We start from the raw sequence: 15,905 nt of genomic DNA on the forward strand, positions 1-15,905 counted from the left end.
GTATGACATGCGCCGCAAGCTGGTTGCCGGAAACTGGAAGATGCACGGGCTCAAGGCGCAGCTGGGCGAAGTCGAGGCGATTGCCGCGGCGGCCGCGGCGAACCCGGCAGTCGATGTCGCGCTGTGCGTGCCGTTCACGCTGATCGCGCCGGCCGTGGCAGTGGCGGGCACGCTGCCGATCGGCGCCCAGGACGTGCATGAAGGCGACAAGGGCGCCCATACCGGCTGCATCTCGGCGGCGATGCTGCGCGAGGCGGGCGCGACGCTGACGATCGTCGGCCATTCGGAGCGCCGCGCCGACCAGCACGAGACCAGCCATGACGCCTGGGCCAAGGCGGCAGCGGCGCGGCGCGGCGGGCTTCAGGTGATCCTGTGCTGCGGCGAGACCGAAGCCGAGCGTGATGCCGGCCGCGCCGAGCGGATCGTCCAGTCGCAGATCGAGAAGTCGCTGCCCGACGGCGCCTCGCCCGACTGGCTGACGCTCGCCTATGAGCCGCGCTGGGCGATCGGCACCGGCAAGACTCCGACGCTGGAGGACATTGCGGCGATCCATGCCATCGCCCGCGCCAAGCTGCGGATGATGGTGGGCGACGCTGCCGCCGGGATCCGCATCCTCTATGGCGGATCGGTGACCGGCGCGAATGCGGCGGAAATCCTGGCGGTGGACAATGTCGACGGCGCGCTGGTCGGCGGGGCGAGCCTGACCGCGGAGAAGTTCGTGCCGATCATTCGGGCTGCGGCGTCGCTTTCCTGATCGCGCCGAGCGTCAGCAATGCAGTAAGGCCCGACGCGGCGGCGAGGCCGGCGCCGACCAGCGCGCCGCCATGGAAGGCCGTGATCAGCTCGCGTCCGGCGCTGGCGATGATGGCGCCGGCGATCGCAGTGGCGATCAGCCCGCCGGTGCGCGCGACGGCGCTGTTGAAGCCCGAAGCGGTGCCGCTATGGGTGTCGTCGACCGAGGCGAGTACCGCAGTGGTGAGCGGCGCGGCGACGCTCGACATCCCGATCGCGATGACCAGGCAGCCGGGGAAGACCGAGGTCCAATAGGGCGCGCCGTCATCGACCAGCACGAGCAGCGCAAAGCCGATCGCGACGATGAATGCGCCGATGCTGAGCGGCCAGCGCGGGCCGACCCGCGCGGTAAGTTTTCCCATCACCCGCGAGGCCAGCCCCATGCCGAGCGGCATCGGCAGCAAGGCGAGCCCGGCCTGGAGCGCAGTATAGCCTGCCGCCTCGATCAGGACGAAGGGGAGCAGCAGCAGCACCCCGCCCAGCGCGCCGTAGAGCAGGAAAGTGAGCAAGGTCAGCCCGGCAAAGGCGCGCGAGCCGAACATCGCGAAGGGCATCATCGCCCGCGCGCCGCGATGATGCTCGATCCACAGGAACAGGGCCGCGGCGATCAGCCCGGCGGCGAGGCCGATCGCGACGGTCGCACCGAACGCGTGCTGGCTCGACCACAGGGTAAGTGCCCAGGTGATTGCGCCGAGCGCGACGGTGGCGGCGAGCGCGCCCGGCAAGTCGAGCGGCAATTCGCCCTCGGCGCTTTCCTCGACATAGCGCAGCGCGATGAAGATCGCCGCGGCCGCGACGGGCACGTTGACGTAGAAGATCGCGCGCCAGCCGATCGCGTCGACCAGCCAGCCGCCGAGCGGCGGGCCGACCGCGCCGGCGATCGCGCCGACGCCCGCCCAGGTGCCGATCGCCTTGCCGCGCGCCTCACCGGTAAAGGCGTGGCCGAGCGTCGCCAGGCTGTTGGGCAGCAGGATCGCCGCACCGATGCCCTGCGCCGCCCGGGCTACGAGCAGCAGCGTCAGGTCTGCGGCGACCGCGCAGGCGATCGAGGCGAGCGTGAAGATCGCAATGCCGAGGACGAGCAGCTTGCGCCGGCCGAAATGGTCCCCCGCCGCGCCGCCGATCGGCAGCAGCGCCGAGAGCGGCAGCAGATAGGCGTTGATCGTCCATTGCAGCTCGGCCGGGGTCGCGTTCAGGTCCGCGCCGATCGCCGGCAGCGCGACATTGGTGACCGATCCGTCGATGAAGGCGAGGCTCGACGCGAGAATGCACGCGACGAGAGTGAGCCTGGGGTGCGCGGCCTGCATGGGAGCTGCGGATAGCAGAGGCGCGGGGCGACGGGGAGGGGCTTGGAGCAGGCGGCATTGCCGCTTAGGCTGGTGAGGCCTCGATACGGAGCCGCGCGATGATCGTCCGTCTGCTGGTCTTTCTCCTGACGCTGTCGCCCGCGCTTCCCGCCGCTGCGGGGACGATCGAGCACCACCGCATCGATTCCGCCAGCCTGCGCGGCAATCCGGCCGGATTGGCGAGTGTCCGCGGCGTCACCGTCTATCTGCCCGATGGCTATGCGGCGGGCACGCGGCGGCTGCCCGTGCTCTATTATCTGTCGGGCTTCTTCGAGGACGACCGCGCGCCCTACACCACCAATGGCGCGCAGGCGCTGTTCGACCGCGCCATCGCCGAGCGCGTGATCGGCGACGTCATCATCGTCACCGCCGACTTCACCACCCCGGCCGGCGGAAGCTGGTACGTCAATTCGGCGGCGACCGGGAATTGGGACGACTTCATGGTGCGCGAGCTCGTCCCCTGGATCGATGGCCGCTACCGCACGCTGGCGCGGCCGCAATCGCGCGGCGTCGCCGGCGACCGGATGGGCGGGCACGGCGCGATCCGCTTCGGCATGCGGCATCCGGAGATATTCGGCGCAGTCTATGCGCTTCACCCGATCGGCACCGGCCCCGGGCTGCAGACGATGTTCTCGCGGCCCGACTGGGCGTTGCTGGCGCGGGCCAAATCGATCGAGGATCTGCGTGGCGACGGGTTCTCGCTGATCTTCACGTCGATCTTCCAGGCGCACCTAGCGGATCCCGTCCCGCCGCTGCGTTTCGCGGCGCCGGCGAGCCTCACCGATGGCCGGCTAAGCATCGATGCGGCGCGCACCGAGCGGCTCAACGCCAGCTTCTTCCTCGAGCGCCAGGTCCCGCTCTACGCCGACAATCTCAAGCGGCTCCGCGGCTTGATGTTCGATTGGGCGCGCGGCGACCCGAATGCCGATCACATCGTTTCCAACCAGGCATTCACCCGTGTGCTCGATGCGTTCGGCGTGCCCTATGAGGCCGAGGAATATCGCGGCGGCTGGGGCGATCGGCGTTGGGGGAATGGCGGGCGGATCTATACCGAGATGCTGCCGTTTTTCGCGAGGACGCTCGTTTTCGAACGCTAACGCTCTAAAATCACAGGCGATTTTGGCGCGCCACCCGCTGGGCAGGCGTGGCCTGCTATAATTGACTATGCATCGACGAGCGCTTCCTGCCGTTTCGATCGAGACCGATCAGAGTCGCGCGATTCTGGTCGCGCAGTTCCATGCGCTGCGGAATCAGGTGCCGCTGATGTACGCGATGATGTTCGTCGATGCGGCGTTCCTGAGTTTCGCCTCGCACGGCACCGTGAGCCTGTGGTGGAGCCTTGGCATGCCCGCCGCGCTGGCAGTGCTCTCCGCCGGGCGCGCGTTGTTCTGGCTGCGGCGCCGCACGATCACGCCCGAGCACGACCGGATCCCGCGCTACCTGCTGGGCACCACCATCGTCGCCGCAGTGCTGAGCCTGGGCTTTGGCGGCTGGGGGCTGTTCCTCTACGCCGAGGCGGATCTGATGCGCCGCGCGTGCATCGCGCTCTATATCTTCATCGGCGCGATCAGCTGCTGCTACTGCCTCCAGGCGCTGCCGCGGGCGGGACATGCGGTGCTGGTGTTCGGTGCGTTGCCCGTCACCTTGTGCCTGATCTTTTCCGACGACTGGTTCCTGCGCGGGCTGGGCTTCAACATCGTCATCGTCGCCACGGTGGTGCTGCGGATGCTGCGGAACAGCCATGCCGGATTCGTCGAAGTGTTGTTGTCGCGTTCCGACATGGCGACCGAGAAGCGCCGTGCGCAGGGGGCGGAGCAGCGCGCGCACCAGCTAGCCTATCACGATCCGCTGACCGGACTGCCCAACCGCCGCGCGCTTGCCGAGGCGCTGGAGACGCATATGGCGCGGGCGGGCGACGGCGAGCGCCACGGGTTGCTCATCATCGATCTCGATCGCTTCAAGTCGATCAACGACGTGCATGGTCATCATGCCGGCGACCAGTTGCTGCGCGACGTCGCGGCGCGGCTCAGCGCCATCGTCGCCGAGCAGGGCGTTAGCTATCGCCTGGGCGGCGACGAGTTCGCCGTGGTCGTCGATGCCGACGGGGAAGGCGCGCGGCGGATCGCCAATGCGATCGTCCATGCGATGCGCAAGCCCTTTGCCGGCCCCGACCTGGTCCACCACATCGGCGCGAGCGTCGGCATATCGCTGTATCCCGAAGATGCGCTGGATCGCGAGACGCTGATGCGCCGCGCCGACATCGCCCTCTACAAGGCCAAGCAGTCCGGACGCGGGCAGCTGTGCGCGTTCGAGCCGATGCTCGATGCGGAAATCCGGCGTCGCGCCGAGATCGAGCGTGAGTTGCGCGAGGCGATGGCGAACGATGCCTTTGCCCCGCATTACCAGCCGATCGTCGATCTCAAGACCGGCGTCGTCGTCGGCTATGAGCTGCTCGCACGCTGGCAGCGGCCGTGCGGCGAGGAGATCGGACCCGACCTGTTCATCCCGATCGCCGAAGAATGCGGGTTGATCAACGAGCTGATGATCCGGCTGCTGCGCCGCGCTTGTCGCGAGACGCGCGACTGGGGCGTGGGGATTGCGATCAACGTCTCGCCGACGCAGCTCAAGGATCCGTGGTTCAGCCAGAAGGTGCTGGCAGTGCTGACTCGCGAACGCTTTCCGGCGCCGCGGCTGACGATCGAGATCACCGAGAACGCGCTGATCGCCGACGCGGACAGCGCGCAGCAGACCATCGCCTCGCTCAAGAACCAGGGCATCCAGCTGGCGCTCGACGATTTCGGCACCGGCTATTCGTCGCTCAAGCATCTCCAGATGCTGCCGTTCGACAGGCTCAAGATCGACCGCTCGTTCGTCACGGCGATGGAGCGCGACCCGAGCGCGCTACGGCTGGTCCATGCGATCATCACCCTGGCCGGCACGCTCGGCCTGCCAGTGGTGGCGGAAGGCATCGAATCCGCCTCCACCGCGCAGACCCTCGTCGGGCTGGGCTGCGCGATGGGGCAGGGCTTTTATTACGGCTACCCGATGTCGATGGAAGATGCCGAGGCTGCGGCGCGGGCTCAGCTCGCGTAGCGGTCCTTCAGCACCTTCCAGGTGGCGCGCAGGCTGACCGCCTCAGCGCCCTTGGGACGGCCGGGCTTGGGCGAGCCGTTCCAACAAAAGATGTCGAAATGCGCCCATTGCGCCTTGTCCGGGGCGAATTCCTTGAGGAACAACGCCGCGGTGATCGCGCCGCCGAACGGACCCTCGGCGGCGTTGACCAGATCGGCGACGTCGGACTTGAGCGCTTCCTTGTACGGATCGTAGAGCGGCATCCGCCACATCGGATCGGACTCGGTCTCGGCCGCGGCGAGCAGCTCGGAGGCGAGCGTGTCGTCATTGGCGAACAGCGCCTGGAGGTCGGCACCCAGCGCGACGCGGGCGGCGCCGGTGAGCGTCGCGAAGTCGAACACGAGCTCGGGGTTGCTCTCGGCCGCCTTGGTGAGTGCGTCACCGAGGATCAGACGGCCCTCGGCGTCGGTATTACTGTTCTCGACCGACAGGCCCTTGCGCGAGATCATCACGTCGCCGGGGCGCGTCGCCTCGCCATTGATCGAGTTCTCGACTGCGGGGACGAGCATGTGGAGGCGCACCGGCAGGCGATTCTGCATGACGAGCTCGGCGAGGGCGAGGGCGTGCGCGGCGCCGCCCATGTCCTTCTTCATCAGCCGCATGCCCGCGGCGGGCTTGATATCGAGACCACCGGTATCGAAGCATACGCCCTTGCCGATGATCGCGATGCGCGGATGCTCGGGATTGCCCCATTCGAGTTCGATCAGCCGCGGCTCGCGGCCTTCGCCGGCAGCCTTGCCGACAGCCCAGAGCATGCCATAGCCCTTCTCGACTTCCTTGCCCTTGGCAACGGTGAGCGTCGCGCCATAGTCCTTGGCGAGATCGGCGGCGGCGGCTTCGAGATCGGCCGGCCCCATGTCGTTGGCGCCGGTATTGATCCGGTCGCGCAGCTTGAAGGTGACGTTGGCGAGGCGCAGTGCCTCTTCCATCTTGGCGGGGTCGCCGGTGAGCAGGACGCGCGGGCCCTGGGCCTTGTCGTCCTTCTTCTTGTAGCGATCGAACTTGTATTGCGCAGTGAGCCAGCCGAGCAGCGCCTTGCCGGGCTCGTGGCCTTCGACGCGATAGCTGCCCTCGGGCAGCGTCTCAGCCAGCTTGGCGAGGCACCAGGGGGTGAGCCGCTCGACATTGGCGACGACGGTCACCACCGACCAGTCCTCGGGCCCGTCGCCAGGAAGGATCGCGCTCGAATAGCCGGTGGGCGCGAGCTTCTGCGCCTGCGCGGCGGTGCGGTGGCGCGGCGGCTGCGCGTTTAGCCAGGCGTCGAAGCCCTTGGCGTCGATCAGGTGGATGGTGCGCGCGGGCTGACCGCGATCGGGCTGAATGAGCGTGGAGAGGTCAGGCATTGCAACGATCTAGGGTCGCGAAGCCGCTGCGCCTAGCCCCTGCAGGTCAGTGAATTGCCGCTTCATCGCTTGCGGCGGACCTTGGGCGCGCACATCGCCAGCGCGCGATCGATGATGTGGACGAGCCGGCGGCGGCCCTCGGCAAGGCCTTCGGCGCCGTCGCCCCGGTCGAGCGTCTCGAAATTGAGATAGTCGAGATCGTGGAGCACGGCATAGTTGGAGAGCGAACCGTCGCTGGCGACGACGCGTTCTTGGACGACGTTGAAATCGGCGGCGACCATCGCGTCGCGGCAGAATGCGGTGCTCGGGCTTCGCTTTGTCCGGTAGGTGGCGAAGGCGACGGTGTCGTCGTCATCCCATGGCCAGGCCCGGGCGCGCGACGGGCTGGGGATCAGCACCTCGTCGCAATAGCGGATCGAGATCACGCCGCTGCCGGAAGGGTCGGACTGGTTGCAGCGCGATTCGCCGGTGTCGAAGCCGCGGGCGTTGGTGTGGAGCGCGATGATCGGCATGCCCGGCGACAGGTCGGCGAGAATGCGGCGGGCATAGCCGGGCAGGGCAGTGTCGAAATTGCGGTTGGGATCGACGGGCCGGCCATAGTCGATCGCACGGTTCATGCGGGCGCCGTCCTCGGCGATGCCGGCATCGACGGCGATCAGCGTGCCGCCATAGCTGCGGACCGCCGCCAGCCCGGCTTCGAACCCGGCATTCTCATTGTCGTGCGGCACGAACCACAACGGGCCGCGCGGATGGCGGGTATTGGCGATGCGCCACAGCCGCCACGCCGCGCGCTCCTCGCGGAATTCGATGCGAGTGACGGAAAGGCCCTTCCACTCGGCGGGATCGCGGTGGCGGGCGAAATCATCGTCCTGCACGCTGAGCGGATCGACTCTGCTCACGCGCGCATTCGGGTCTCCGGCGCTGGCACCCGCGAGGAACAGCCATGCCAGGCCGGAAAGGAGCGCCGGGCGCAGCATCTCAGCTCGCCGGCGTGACCACGAACTGCTCGATCTTCCCGTCCCGGCCGGCATCGGCATAGGTGATCAGCGTCAGCGACCGGTCGGCATAGGTGATCCGATAGTTGCGGTTGACGAAGCCGCCGCGCAGCCGCGGGCTGCCGATCGGTTCGAAGCTGGTCGGCGCGCCGAGCGGACCGAGGCTGTCGCGATAGTCGCGGACGGTCTCGGCGTTGAAATAATAGGCGGCGTTTTCGGTCAGCAGGTTGCGGTTTGGCTCGCCCTTCTGGAGCGCGGCGTAGAATTCGCGTGCCAGGCCGGTGCGGTAGGCTTCCTCGTCATTTGCCTTCGCCGCGGGGAGCAGCAGGGCGAGGATGCCGTTGGCGATGGTCGACTGGGCGTTGCCGAAATCGCCGTTGACCAGCGCGACCACCGCCAGCCGGGCGTCGGGGACGACGATGTTCTGGCTGAGGAAGCCGACCGCGGCGCCGCCATGGCTGACCTGCTTATACTCGCCGCGCATGCCGAGCGAGACGCCAAGGCCGTAATTGGCGGGGTTGCCATCGGTAAGGCGGATCATCTTCTCCTGCTCGATCCAGTCCTCGGCGGGGAGGAGCTTGCGGTCGATGCGGGCGATGTTCCACTTGGCGAGTTCTGGGGCGGACATCGCCAGTTCGCCGGTGGCGAACATCCAGCCGGCGCCGGGGACGGTCACCCGGCGGATCGGGCCGAGCGCGTTGCGGCGATAGCCGGTGGGATAGCCCCTGCCGACCGCGAGGTCCTGATCGACCGGGCGAATGCCCAAGGGCTTGAAAATGCGGCGTTCCAGGAAGGTTAGGATCGGCTCGCCGGCGACCTTTTCGAGGATCATGCCTGCGGCGACATAGCCCGTGTTCGAATATTGCCACTGGGTGCCGGGCGTAAAATCGAGTGGCTTCTTCGCCCAGCGATCGAGGATCGCCTGCGGCGTCGCGCGGTTCTCCATCGCAGCGAAACTATAATCCTGCGGCCAGTAATCCTGCAGCCCGGAAGTGTGGCTGAGCAGCTGGCGGATGGTGATCGTCGCGCCGCCCGAGATGCCGGGGAGGTATTTGCCGATCGTGTCGTCGAGGCTCAATTTGCCTTCGTCCTCGAGCAGCAGGAGGCCGGCGGCAGTGAACTGCTTGGAGATGGAGGCGATCTGGTATTTGGTGTCGGGCGTCGGCGCGGGGACGTGGGGTCCCTGATTGCCCCAAGCCTTCGCGTAGACGATCTTGCCGTCGCGGACGATCGCCACCGACGCGGAGGGGACCTGAGTCGAGGCCAGCGCGTCGGCGACGATCCTGTCGACCTTTGCCGACTGCTCGGGCGTCAGTTGTTGCGCCGCTGCGGGGGTAGCGAGCAGGAGCAGTGCGGCGAATGCGGTGCGGATCATCGGGCCTCCGGGTTCGGCGCCGAGCATAGATGCTGCTCCGCGCCTGTCACCGGGACCTTGGCCGCAGGTTATACCCCGCGCAAGAGACGCTCAGCGCGCGAGCGGGACCCCGTAGAGGTCATGCTCGTCGGCGTCCTCGATCTCGACGCGGACGATGTCACCCTGCTTGAGATGTCCGGCGTCGCGCAGGAAGACCTCGCCATCGATCTCCGGGGCGTCGGCCTGGCTGCGGCCGGTGGCGCCCTCTTCGCCGACTTCGTCGATGATCACTTCGAGTGTGCGGCCGACCTTGGCCTGGAGCTTGGCGGCGGAGATCGCCGCGGTCTTCTCCATGATGCGGGCGTAGCGCTCTTCCTTGACTGCCTCGGGCACCGGATCGGGGAGCAGGTTCGCCGTGGCGCCCTCGACCGGCTCGAAGCGGAACGCGCCGACGCGGTCGAGCTGGGCTTCGTCGAGCCAGTCGAGGAGATACTGGAAGTCCTCCTCGGTCTCGCCGGGGAAGCCGACGACGAAGGTCGAGCGGATCGTGATGTCCGGCGCGATCGCGCGCCAGCCGCGCAGCCGCTCGAGCACCTTGGCCTCGTTGGCGGGGCGGCGCATCCGGCGGAGCACGGCGGGCGCCGCGTGCTGGAAGGGGATGTCGAGATAGGGGAGGATCAGCCCCTCGGCCATCAACGGGATGACCTGGTCGACATGCGGGTAGGGATAGACATAGTGGAGCCGAACCCAGGGGGCGATCTTGCCGAGCTCTCGCGCAAGGTCGGTCATGTGGGGGATCACTTCCTGACCCTTCCAGATCCGCGGCTCCTTGCGGATATCCACGCCATAAGCGGACGTGTCCTGGCTGATGACCAGCAGTTCCTTGGTGCCCGCTTCGACCAGCTTCTCGGCTTCGCGCAGGATCGCGTCTGGGCGGCGGCTGACCAGGTCGCCGCGCAGGCTCGGGATGATGCAGAAGGCGCAGCGATGGTTGCAGCCCTCCGAGATCTTCAGATAGCTGTAATGCCGCGGCGTCAGCTTGAGCCCGGCATCGGGGACGAGGTTGACGAAGGGCGAGGGCGGCATCGGCGCCGCCTCGTGGACCGCGCCGACGACTTCCTCGTACTGGTGCGCGCCGGTAACCGCGAGCACATTGGGGAAGCGCGCGCGGATGACCTCGGCTTCCTTGCCCATGCAGCCGGTGACGATGACGCGGCCGTTCTCCGCGATCGCCTCGCCGATCGCCTCGAGCGATTCTTCCTTGGCGGAATCGAGGAATCCGCAGGTGTTGACCAGCACGATATCGGCGCCCTGGTAGTCGGGCGACATCGCATAGCCGTCGCTGCGCAGCTTGGTGAGGATGCGTTCGCTGTCGACAAGGTTCTTCGGACAGCCGAGCGACACCATCCCGATGCGAGGGGACTCAGGGAGTTTGGTTGCCATGATTGCCCGGCGACATAGGCTTTTTTGGCAAAAAAGCTAGTCGGCGCCGGTGCGGAAGGTGGACCCTCCCTCGTCACTCCGGCTTCGTGCCGGGGTCCACGGCGCCGCACTGGATTTGCCCGATCCTCTTGCCCTTCAACCAGCCTCGCGGTGGACCCCGGCACAGGGCCAGGGTGACGAGGGGGTTAAGGGGTGACGGGGGCCCTGAACAGGAAGAATGCTCCCGCGGCGATCAGCGCGAAGCCGATCAGGTGGTTCATGGTGATCTTCTGGCCGAGGTACAGGACCGAGAAGGCGGCGAATACCGCCAGCGTGATGACTTCCTGCATCCCCTTGAGCTGCGCGGCCGAATAGACGCTGCTGCCCCAGCGGTTGGCGGGAACTGCGAGCATATATTCGGGGAGGGCGATCAGCCAGCTGACCAGGATCACTAGGAAGAGCGGCGCGGCCTTGAACTTGAGATGGCCGTACCAGGCGAAGGTCATGAAGATGTTCGAGGCGAGCAGCAGCGCGATCGGGAGCAGGCGTTCGGTCATCCGGTAACGATCTCGACGATCAGGTCGCCGGCGAGCAGCGCGGCGGCTTCGGGCGCCTTGTGGCCGTAATGCATGCCATCGCGATAGATGCGGACGCCGAGGCCGGTCTCGATTCCCGCGAGCGGCTTGCCGATCTCGTCGGCGCGGACGGCGCGTTCGGACAGTTCGACTTCGCCGTGGATCGAGGCCAGGTCCATGAGGTAGCCCGAAAGGTGCGGGCCGCGGCATGAGCCGGCGAGCAGCAACCCGGCGAAGCTCACCGGATTGACTACGGTGGTGGCGCCGGCCGCCCGCGCGGGCAGTTCGTTATCCTCGTTGCGGACGATCACGCTGATCGGGATCGCCGGGGCGAGGTGGCGCGCGGTGAGGGTGATCAGGATCGAGGTGTCGTCGCGCCCGGCGCATACGATCATCGATTCGGCGCATTCGATCCGCACGTCCTGAAGGATCTGGTCGCGGGTGGCGTCGGCCTGGAGCACGGTGCAGCCGCACGCCTTGGCGCGCTCGAGATTTTCCTCTCGGGTGTCGATTACGACGATCTGGCCGCGATCGGTGCCGCGCGCGATCAGCTCGTCGACGGTCTCCGAGCCGGTGGTGCCGTAGCCGGCCACGATGATGTGACCCGATAGGGTCCGCTGGATCACTGCCATACGCCATTTGTCCCAGGTGCGCTTGAGCACGAAATTATAGGCGGTGCCCAGGAAGAGCAGCACCACGAAAACGCGGATCGGCGTGACCACGAACGCATCGAACATCCGCGCCGACGTGCTGACCGGCACGATGTCGCCATAGCCGGTGGTGGTGACCGAGATCGAGGTGAAATAGAGGATGTCGAGGAAGCTGACCGACCCGTCGGCGGTGTCCTTGAGCCCGTCGCGCTCTATCCAGTGGACCCCCACCGCCAGCGCGAGCAGCGCGAGCACGGCCAGCACTCGCCAGCTGATCGAGACCCAGATCGGCAGGGTCGATTTGCGCTTGAGCGTGGCGGGTGGGAGGACGGCCATCTTGCTCCTCTATCCCCTCCCTGGAAGGGAGGGGCAAGGGGTAGCGTTCGGCAGTGAGTTCGTTGGGCGCGCAGACGCGCGCACCCACCCCCAGCCTCTCCCTGCAAGCAGGGAGGGGAGTGGCTCGACTCACCTCGCGGAGAGCCTCGCCAGCGGATCGACCGGGGTGCGGCCCTGGCGAATTTCGAAATGGAGTTCGGGGCGGTCGGCGAAGCCTGAATTGCCGGAGAGGGCGATCATCTGGCCTTTCTTGACCGATTGGCCGCGCTGGACAAGCAATTGCCCGGCATGGCCGTAGACCGTGGTGGTGCTGCTGCCGTGCTTGACGATGACGAGGCCGCCGAGTGCGGGCACGTCGCTGCCGACATAGGCGACGACGCCGTCGGCAGCGGCGAGGACGGGGGTGTCGAGCGGCACGGCGATCTTGATCCCGTCGTTGCGCTCGCCGCTTTTGCCGGGGCCGAAGCGCTTCACCACCGAACCCTTGACCGGCCAGGCGAACTGCCCCGCGGTGCGTACTGCCGGTGTTGCGACCGGGGTTGTCGCTGGAAGGACGCGCTTGGCCGTCGCGACGGGCTTTGCCGGCTGGGCATTGGCCGCCAGCGCTGGCTGGCCGCCGGTGAGGATGTCGTCGATGTCGAGGTGGAAGCGCGCGGCGCGCTCCTCGATCGTCTCCGGGCGGGTGCTCGGGATCAGCAGCCGCTGGCCGGTGCGCAGGATATAGGGTTCGGCGAGCGTATTGGCCGCGATGACGCGCGACCATTCGACGCCATAGGCGCGGGCGATCGCGATGCCGGTCTCGCCGGTGCGGACGAGGTGATAGCGGCCGCCGGGAATGCTGAGGCGCTGGCCGGGCTGGATGACGAACGGCGCGACGAGGTTGTTGGCGCGGGCGATCGCCTCGGACCCGGCGCTGGTCTTCGCGGCGATCGAGCGGAGCGAGTCGCCGGGCTGGACGACATAGATCGAGCTCGACACCTGCTTCGCATCCGCGGTGACGCGGCGCGCTTCCCAAGCGGGCGGCGGCGCGGGCAGCGTACGGACGTCCTGATCGAGCGAGCGGCGCTCGAACTGATCCTGCTGCGGATTGTCATAGGCGGGTGCCTGGTAGCGGCCGGGGCCCGACCCGGCTTCGGCCGGTATGCAGCCCGACAGCGCCAGCGCGCCGAACAGCATTACCCCCATGCGGCGCATTCCCAACTCCCCCCGGACCCTTAAGATTCAATAAGGTAAACGGGGGTGGTTAACAATAGATCGCCTTGAGGCCCTCCAGCGAGTCGCGGTGGGTGAGATCGAGGTGGAGCGGCGTCACCGTGATCCAGCCCTGCTCGATCGCCTCGAGGTCGGTTTCGGGATCGGGCGTGTGCGGCAATCGGCTCATCGCCAGCCAGTAATAGGGGAAGCCGCGGGGATCGACGCGCTTGTCGAGGCCGACCCGGCCATAGTCGCGAAGGCCCTGGCTGACTGGCTTGATGCCCTTGACCGCATCGGCGGGGATCGGCGGGAAGTTGATGTTGACCAGGGTGCGCGGCGCCCAGGGCGCGTCGAGCAGCGGGCGCAGCGCGCGTTCGCCCCAGGCTTCGGCGGTGTCGAAGGGGACAGCGTCGCCCATCCCGGTCCGCTCGTAGCGCTGGCTGAGCGCGACCGAACGGATCCCGGCGAGCGCGCCTTCCATCGCGGCGGAGACGGTGCCCGAGTAACTCACGTCCTCGGCGAGATTGCCGCCGCGGTTGACGCCCGAGAGGATCAGGTCGGGCGGGGAGTCCTTCATTGCCTCGGCGAGCGCGAACATCACGCAATCGGTGGGCGTGCCGCGGACGGCGTAGCGGTCGTCGCCCATGCGGCGGACGCGGAACGGCTCGGTGAGGGTGAGCGCGCGGCCCTTGCCCGATTGCTCCTCGGCGGGGGCGACCACGGTGATGTCGTCGGAGATGGTGCGGGCGATGCGCTCGAGCACTGCGAGGCCGCGGGCATGATAGCCGTCGTCGTTGGTGAGGAGAATACGCATCAGCGCGGTTCGAGCCGGTTTATGCCGCCGAGATAGGGCTGCAGCACTTCGGGCACGGCGACCGAGCCGTCCTCCTGCTGATAGTTCTCGACTACCGCGACGAGCGTGCGGCCGACCGCGAGGCCCGAGCCGTTGAGGGTGTGGACGAAGCGCGTGCCCTTCTCGCCCTCGGGGCGGTAGCGCGCGTTCATCCGGCGGGCCTGGAAATCGGTGCAGGTCGAGACGCTCGAAATCTCGCGGTAGCGCGCCTGGCCGGGGAGCCACACTTCGAGATCGTAGGTGCGCGCGGCGGAGAAGCCCATGTCGCCGGTGCACAGCTTCATCCGGCGGAAGGCGAGGCCGAGCTTGGTCAGGATATCCTCGGCGCAGGCGGTCATCCGCTCATGCTCGGCCTCGGACTGGTCCGGAGTGGTGATCGAGACCATCTCGACCTTCTCGAACTGGTGCTGGCGGATATAGCCGCGGGTGTCGCGGCCCGCCGAGCCTGCCTCCGAGCGGAAGCAGGGCGAGAGAGCGGTGAAGCGCAGCGGCAGGACCTCTTCGCTGAGGATCTTCTCGCGGACGCTGTTGGTCAGGCTGACTTCGGAGGTCGGGATCAGCCAGCGGCCGTCGGTGGTCTCGAAGCTGTCCTCGGCGAATTTGGGGAGCTGGCCGGTGCCGAACATGCTCTCGCTGCGGACGAGAAGGGGGACGACCGCTTCCTCGAAGCCGTGATCGCGGGTGAGGGTGTCGAGCATGAACTGGCCGAGCGCGCGGTGGAGGCGCGCAGCGCTGCCGCGCAGGAAGGTGAAGCGCGAGCCGGAGAGCAAGGCACCGGTCTCGAAATCGAGGCCGAGCGCGGGGCCGATCGCGTCGTGTTCCTTGGCCTCGAAGGCGAAGCTGGGCGGGGTGCCGCGCTGGTGGACGAGTTCGTTATCCTCCTCGTCGGCGCCCTGCGGCACGTCGGCGAGGGGGAGATTGGGGATCGCGGCGAGGGCGGTGGTCAGCTCGGTGCCGACGGCCTTTTCCTCGGCGTCGATCGCGGGCATCCGCTCCTTCAGGGCGGCGACTTCGGCCATCAGGTCGGTGGGGTCGTCGCGGCGGGCCTTGGCGGCGCCGATCGCCTTCGACGCCTCGTTGCGGCGCGCCTGAGTGGTCTGCGCCTCGTGGATCAGCGCGCGGCGCTTCTCGTCGAGCGCGAGCAGTTCGGCCGAGCGGGGTTCGAGCCCGCGCCTGGCCAGGCCGGCGTCGAAGGCAGCGGGGGTTTCGCGGATGAACCGGATGTCATGCATGGCCGGGCTATGGCTTTGCGCGATGGCCGGCGCAACCCTGCGGCGTGCGGGCGCGTTAGACGATCAGCACCTAGGCAAGGAGATGAGTAATGCAGGTTCCGCACGATACGTTCGTGGTGGTCGCGGATGGCCGGAAGATGCTGTTCCTCAGGAACGAAGGCGATGCCGAATATCCCAACCTGCAGGTCGAGAAGAAGGTGGTCGACAAGCATAACCCCTCGCACCACGAACAGGCGACCGACCTGGCCGGCGGCGCATCGAGCACTCGCGGCGGCGGGCAATGGGGTGGCGGCAGCATGGGCGAGGTGGACTTCCACCAGCTCGAGGAGGACCGCTTCGCCGCGGAGACGGCCGAACTGCTCAAGAAGCGCGCGCTCAACAACGACTTCGAGTCGCTGATCATCATCGCCCCGCCCAAGACGCTGGGCGAGCTGCGGAAGCATTATCACAAGGAAGTGAGCGACCGATTGAAGGCCGAGATCGCGAAAGACCTGACCGACCACACCGTGCCGCAGATCGAGGAAGCGCTGGCCCGGGCGGAGTAGGGCGCAGTCCAATCCCCTCCCGCTTCGGGAGGGGAGGGTGCGTGCGCACGTCCGCGCGCTTGAAAGAATCGTAGCTGTCTCGCTGAACAGCAAAGGGCGAGGCATCTAGCCCCGCCCTGTTGCTAAACCCATCCCA

14 protein-coding genes are annotated in these 15,905 nt (G+C 67.7%); 4 read left to right on the top strand and 10 right to left on the bottom strand.

The features are described from left to right. Positions 1 to 7: 7 nt before the first annotated feature. On the top strand, positions 8 to 754 hold the full coding sequence (tpiA, locus tag BXU08_RS02965; protein ID WP_077508643.1) for a triose-phosphate isomerase: 747 nt from the start codon (positions 8 to 10) through the stop codon (positions 752 to 754). Here tpiA and BXU08_RS02970 read toward each other — a convergent pair. After that, positions 726 to 2,099, bottom strand: a complete 1,374-nt coding sequence (locus BXU08_RS02970) for an MFS transporter (RefSeq protein ID WP_077508645.1) — start codon at positions 2,097 to 2,099, stop codon at positions 726 to 728. The two genes, tpiA and BXU08_RS02970, sit on opposite strands and share 29 nt — an antisense overlap. A gap of 98 nt (positions 2,100 to 2,197) precedes the next feature. On the opposite strand from BXU08_RS02970, the gene BXU08_RS02975 reads away from it, so the two are divergent. Together BXU08_RS02975 and BXU08_RS02980 are read left to right on the top strand one after the other, a co-directional pair. Beyond that, positions 2,198 to 3,235, top strand: a complete 1,038-nt coding sequence (locus tag BXU08_RS02975; RefSeq protein WP_077508647.1) for an alpha/beta hydrolase family protein — start codon at positions 2,198 to 2,200, stop codon at positions 3,233 to 3,235. Between the two features lie 67 nt (positions 3,236 to 3,302). After that, the gene (locus tag BXU08_RS02980) at positions 3,303 to 5,231 is read left to right on the top strand and encodes a bifunctional diguanylate cyclase/phosphodiesterase (protein WP_077508649.1); all 1,929 of its coding nucleotides are present in this window, start codon (positions 3,303 to 3,305) and stop codon (positions 5,229 to 5,231) included. On the opposite strand, the gene BXU08_RS02985 is transcribed toward BXU08_RS02980, so the two are convergent. The 9 genes from BXU08_RS02985 to serS all read right to left on the bottom strand — a co-directional run bounded on the left by BXU08_RS02985 (position 5,219) and on the right by serS (position 15,224). Further along, positions 5,219 to 6,613, bottom strand: a complete 1,395-nt coding sequence (locus BXU08_RS02985; RefSeq protein WP_077508651.1) for a M17 family metallopeptidase — start codon at positions 6,611 to 6,613, stop codon at positions 5,219 to 5,221. The genes BXU08_RS02980 and BXU08_RS02985 overlap by 13 nt on opposite strands. 62 nt (positions 6,614 to 6,675) lie before the next feature. Next, complete coding sequence (locus BXU08_RS02990) at positions 6,676 to 7,590, bottom strand: hypothetical protein (RefSeq protein ID WP_077508653.1); 915 nt, start codon at positions 7,588 to 7,590, stop codon at positions 6,676 to 6,678. A gap of 1 nt (position 7,591) precedes the next feature. Further along, positions 7,592 to 8,983 (bottom strand): serine hydrolase, encoded by a 1,392-nt coding sequence (locus BXU08_RS02995; protein ID WP_077511950.1) that lies wholly within the window; start codon positions 8,981 to 8,983, stop codon positions 7,592 to 7,594. A 90-nt stretch (positions 8,984 to 9,073) separates the two neighbouring features. After that, positions 9,074 to 10,405 carry a 30S ribosomal protein S12 methylthiotransferase RimO gene (gene rimO / locus BXU08_RS03000; protein ID WP_077508655.1) on the bottom strand — a complete coding sequence of 444 codons (1,332 nt, stop codon included), beginning with the start codon at positions 10,403 to 10,405 and terminating at the stop codon, positions 9,074 to 9,076. Positions 10,406 to 10,590: 185 nt separating this feature from the next. Beyond that, positions 10,591 to 10,941: a DMT family protein gene (locus BXU08_RS03005; RefSeq protein WP_077508657.1), complete on the bottom strand. Its 351-nt coding sequence runs from the start codon at positions 10,939 to 10,941 to the stop codon at positions 10,591 to 10,593. After that, positions 10,938 to 11,945, bottom strand: coding sequence for a TrkA family potassium uptake protein (locus BXU08_RS03010; RefSeq protein ID WP_077508659.1), 1,008 nt, complete (start codon positions 11,943 to 11,945; stop codon positions 10,938 to 10,940). The genes BXU08_RS03005 and BXU08_RS03010 overlap by 4 nt, the downstream gene beginning before the upstream one ends. 129 nt (positions 11,946 to 12,074) lie before the next feature. Further along, complete coding sequence (locus BXU08_RS03015; protein WP_253190487.1) at positions 12,075 to 13,139, bottom strand: M23 family metallopeptidase; 1,065 nt, start codon at positions 13,137 to 13,139, stop codon at positions 12,075 to 12,077. A 49-nt stretch (positions 13,140 to 13,188) separates the two neighbouring features. Then, positions 13,189 to 13,953: a 5'/3'-nucleotidase SurE gene (gene surE / locus BXU08_RS03020; protein ID WP_077508663.1), complete on the bottom strand. Its 765-nt coding sequence runs from the start codon at positions 13,951 to 13,953 to the stop codon at positions 13,189 to 13,191. After that, positions 13,953 to 15,224, bottom strand: a complete 1,272-nt coding sequence (gene serS, locus BXU08_RS03025) for a serine--tRNA ligase (RefSeq protein ID WP_077508665.1) — start codon at positions 15,222 to 15,224, stop codon at positions 13,953 to 13,955. Before serS ends, surE begins: the two co-directional genes overlap by 1 nt. 89 nt (positions 15,225 to 15,313) lie before the next feature. Here serS and BXU08_RS03030 point away from each other — a divergent pair, with 89 nt between their 5' ends. After that, a complete protein-coding gene (locus BXU08_RS03030) occupies positions 15,314 to 15,769 on the top strand; it encodes a host attachment family protein (RefSeq protein WP_077508667.1) in 456 nt (151 codons plus the stop codon). The last annotated feature ends 136 nt before the right edge of the window (positions 15,770 to 15,905 follow it).

The sequence above is a fragment of the Sphingomonas sp. LM7 genome (assembly GCF_002002925.1).
Taxonomy (GTDB): domain Bacteria; phylum Pseudomonadota; class Alphaproteobacteria; order Sphingomonadales; family Sphingomonadaceae; genus Sphingomonas.

Bases quoted from the DNA above. Each gene is read 5' to 3' on its own strand.
- BXU08_RS03030 (WP_077508667.1), top strand. From the start codon at position 15,314: ATGCAGGTTCCGCACGATACGTTCGTGGTGGTCGCGGATGGCCGGAAG.
- serS (WP_077508665.1), bottom strand. From the start codon at position 15,224: ATGCATGACATCCGGTTCATCCGCGAAACCCCCGCTGCCTTCGACGCC.
- BXU08_RS02985 (WP_077508651.1), bottom strand. From the start codon at position 6,613: ATGCCTGACCTCTCCACGCTCATTCAGCCCGATCGCGGTCAGCCCGCG.
- BXU08_RS03010 (WP_077508659.1), bottom strand. From the start codon at position 11,945: ATGGCCGTCCTCCCACCCGCCACGCTCAAGCGCAAATCGACCCTGCCG.
- rimO (WP_077508655.1), bottom strand. From the start codon at position 10,405: ATGGCAACCAAACTCCCTGAGTCCCCTCGCATCGGGATGGTGTCGCTC.
- BXU08_RS02980 (WP_077508649.1), top strand. From the start codon at position 3,303: ATGCATCGACGAGCGCTTCCTGCCGTTTCGATCGAGACCGATCAGAGT.
- BXU08_RS03005 (WP_077508657.1), bottom strand. From the start codon at position 10,941: ATGACCGAACGCCTGCTCCCGATCGCGCTGCTGCTCGCCTCGAACATC.
- BXU08_RS02975 (WP_077508647.1), top strand. From the start codon at position 2,198: ATGATCGTCCGTCTGCTGGTCTTTCTCCTGACGCTGTCGCCCGCGCTT.
- tpiA (WP_077508643.1), top strand. From the start codon at position 8: ATGCGCCGCAAGCTGGTTGCCGGAAACTGGAAGATGCACGGGCTCAAG.
- BXU08_RS02995 (WP_077511950.1), bottom strand. From the start codon at position 8,983: ATGATCCGCACCGCATTCGCCGCACTGCTCCTGCTCGCTACCCCCGCA.
- BXU08_RS02970 (WP_077508645.1), bottom strand. From the start codon at position 2,099: ATGCAGGCCGCGCACCCCAGGCTCACTCTCGTCGCGTGCATTCTCGCG.
- BXU08_RS03015 (WP_253190487.1), bottom strand. From the start codon at position 13,139: ATGCGCCGCATGGGGGTAATGCTGTTCGGCGCGCTGGCGCTGTCGGGC.
- BXU08_RS02990 (WP_077508653.1), bottom strand. From the start codon at position 7,590: ATGCTGCGCCCGGCGCTCCTTTCCGGCCTGGCATGGCTGTTCCTCGCG.
- surE (WP_077508663.1), bottom strand. From the start codon at position 13,953: ATGCGTATTCTCCTCACCAACGACGACGGCTATCATGCCCGCGGCCTC.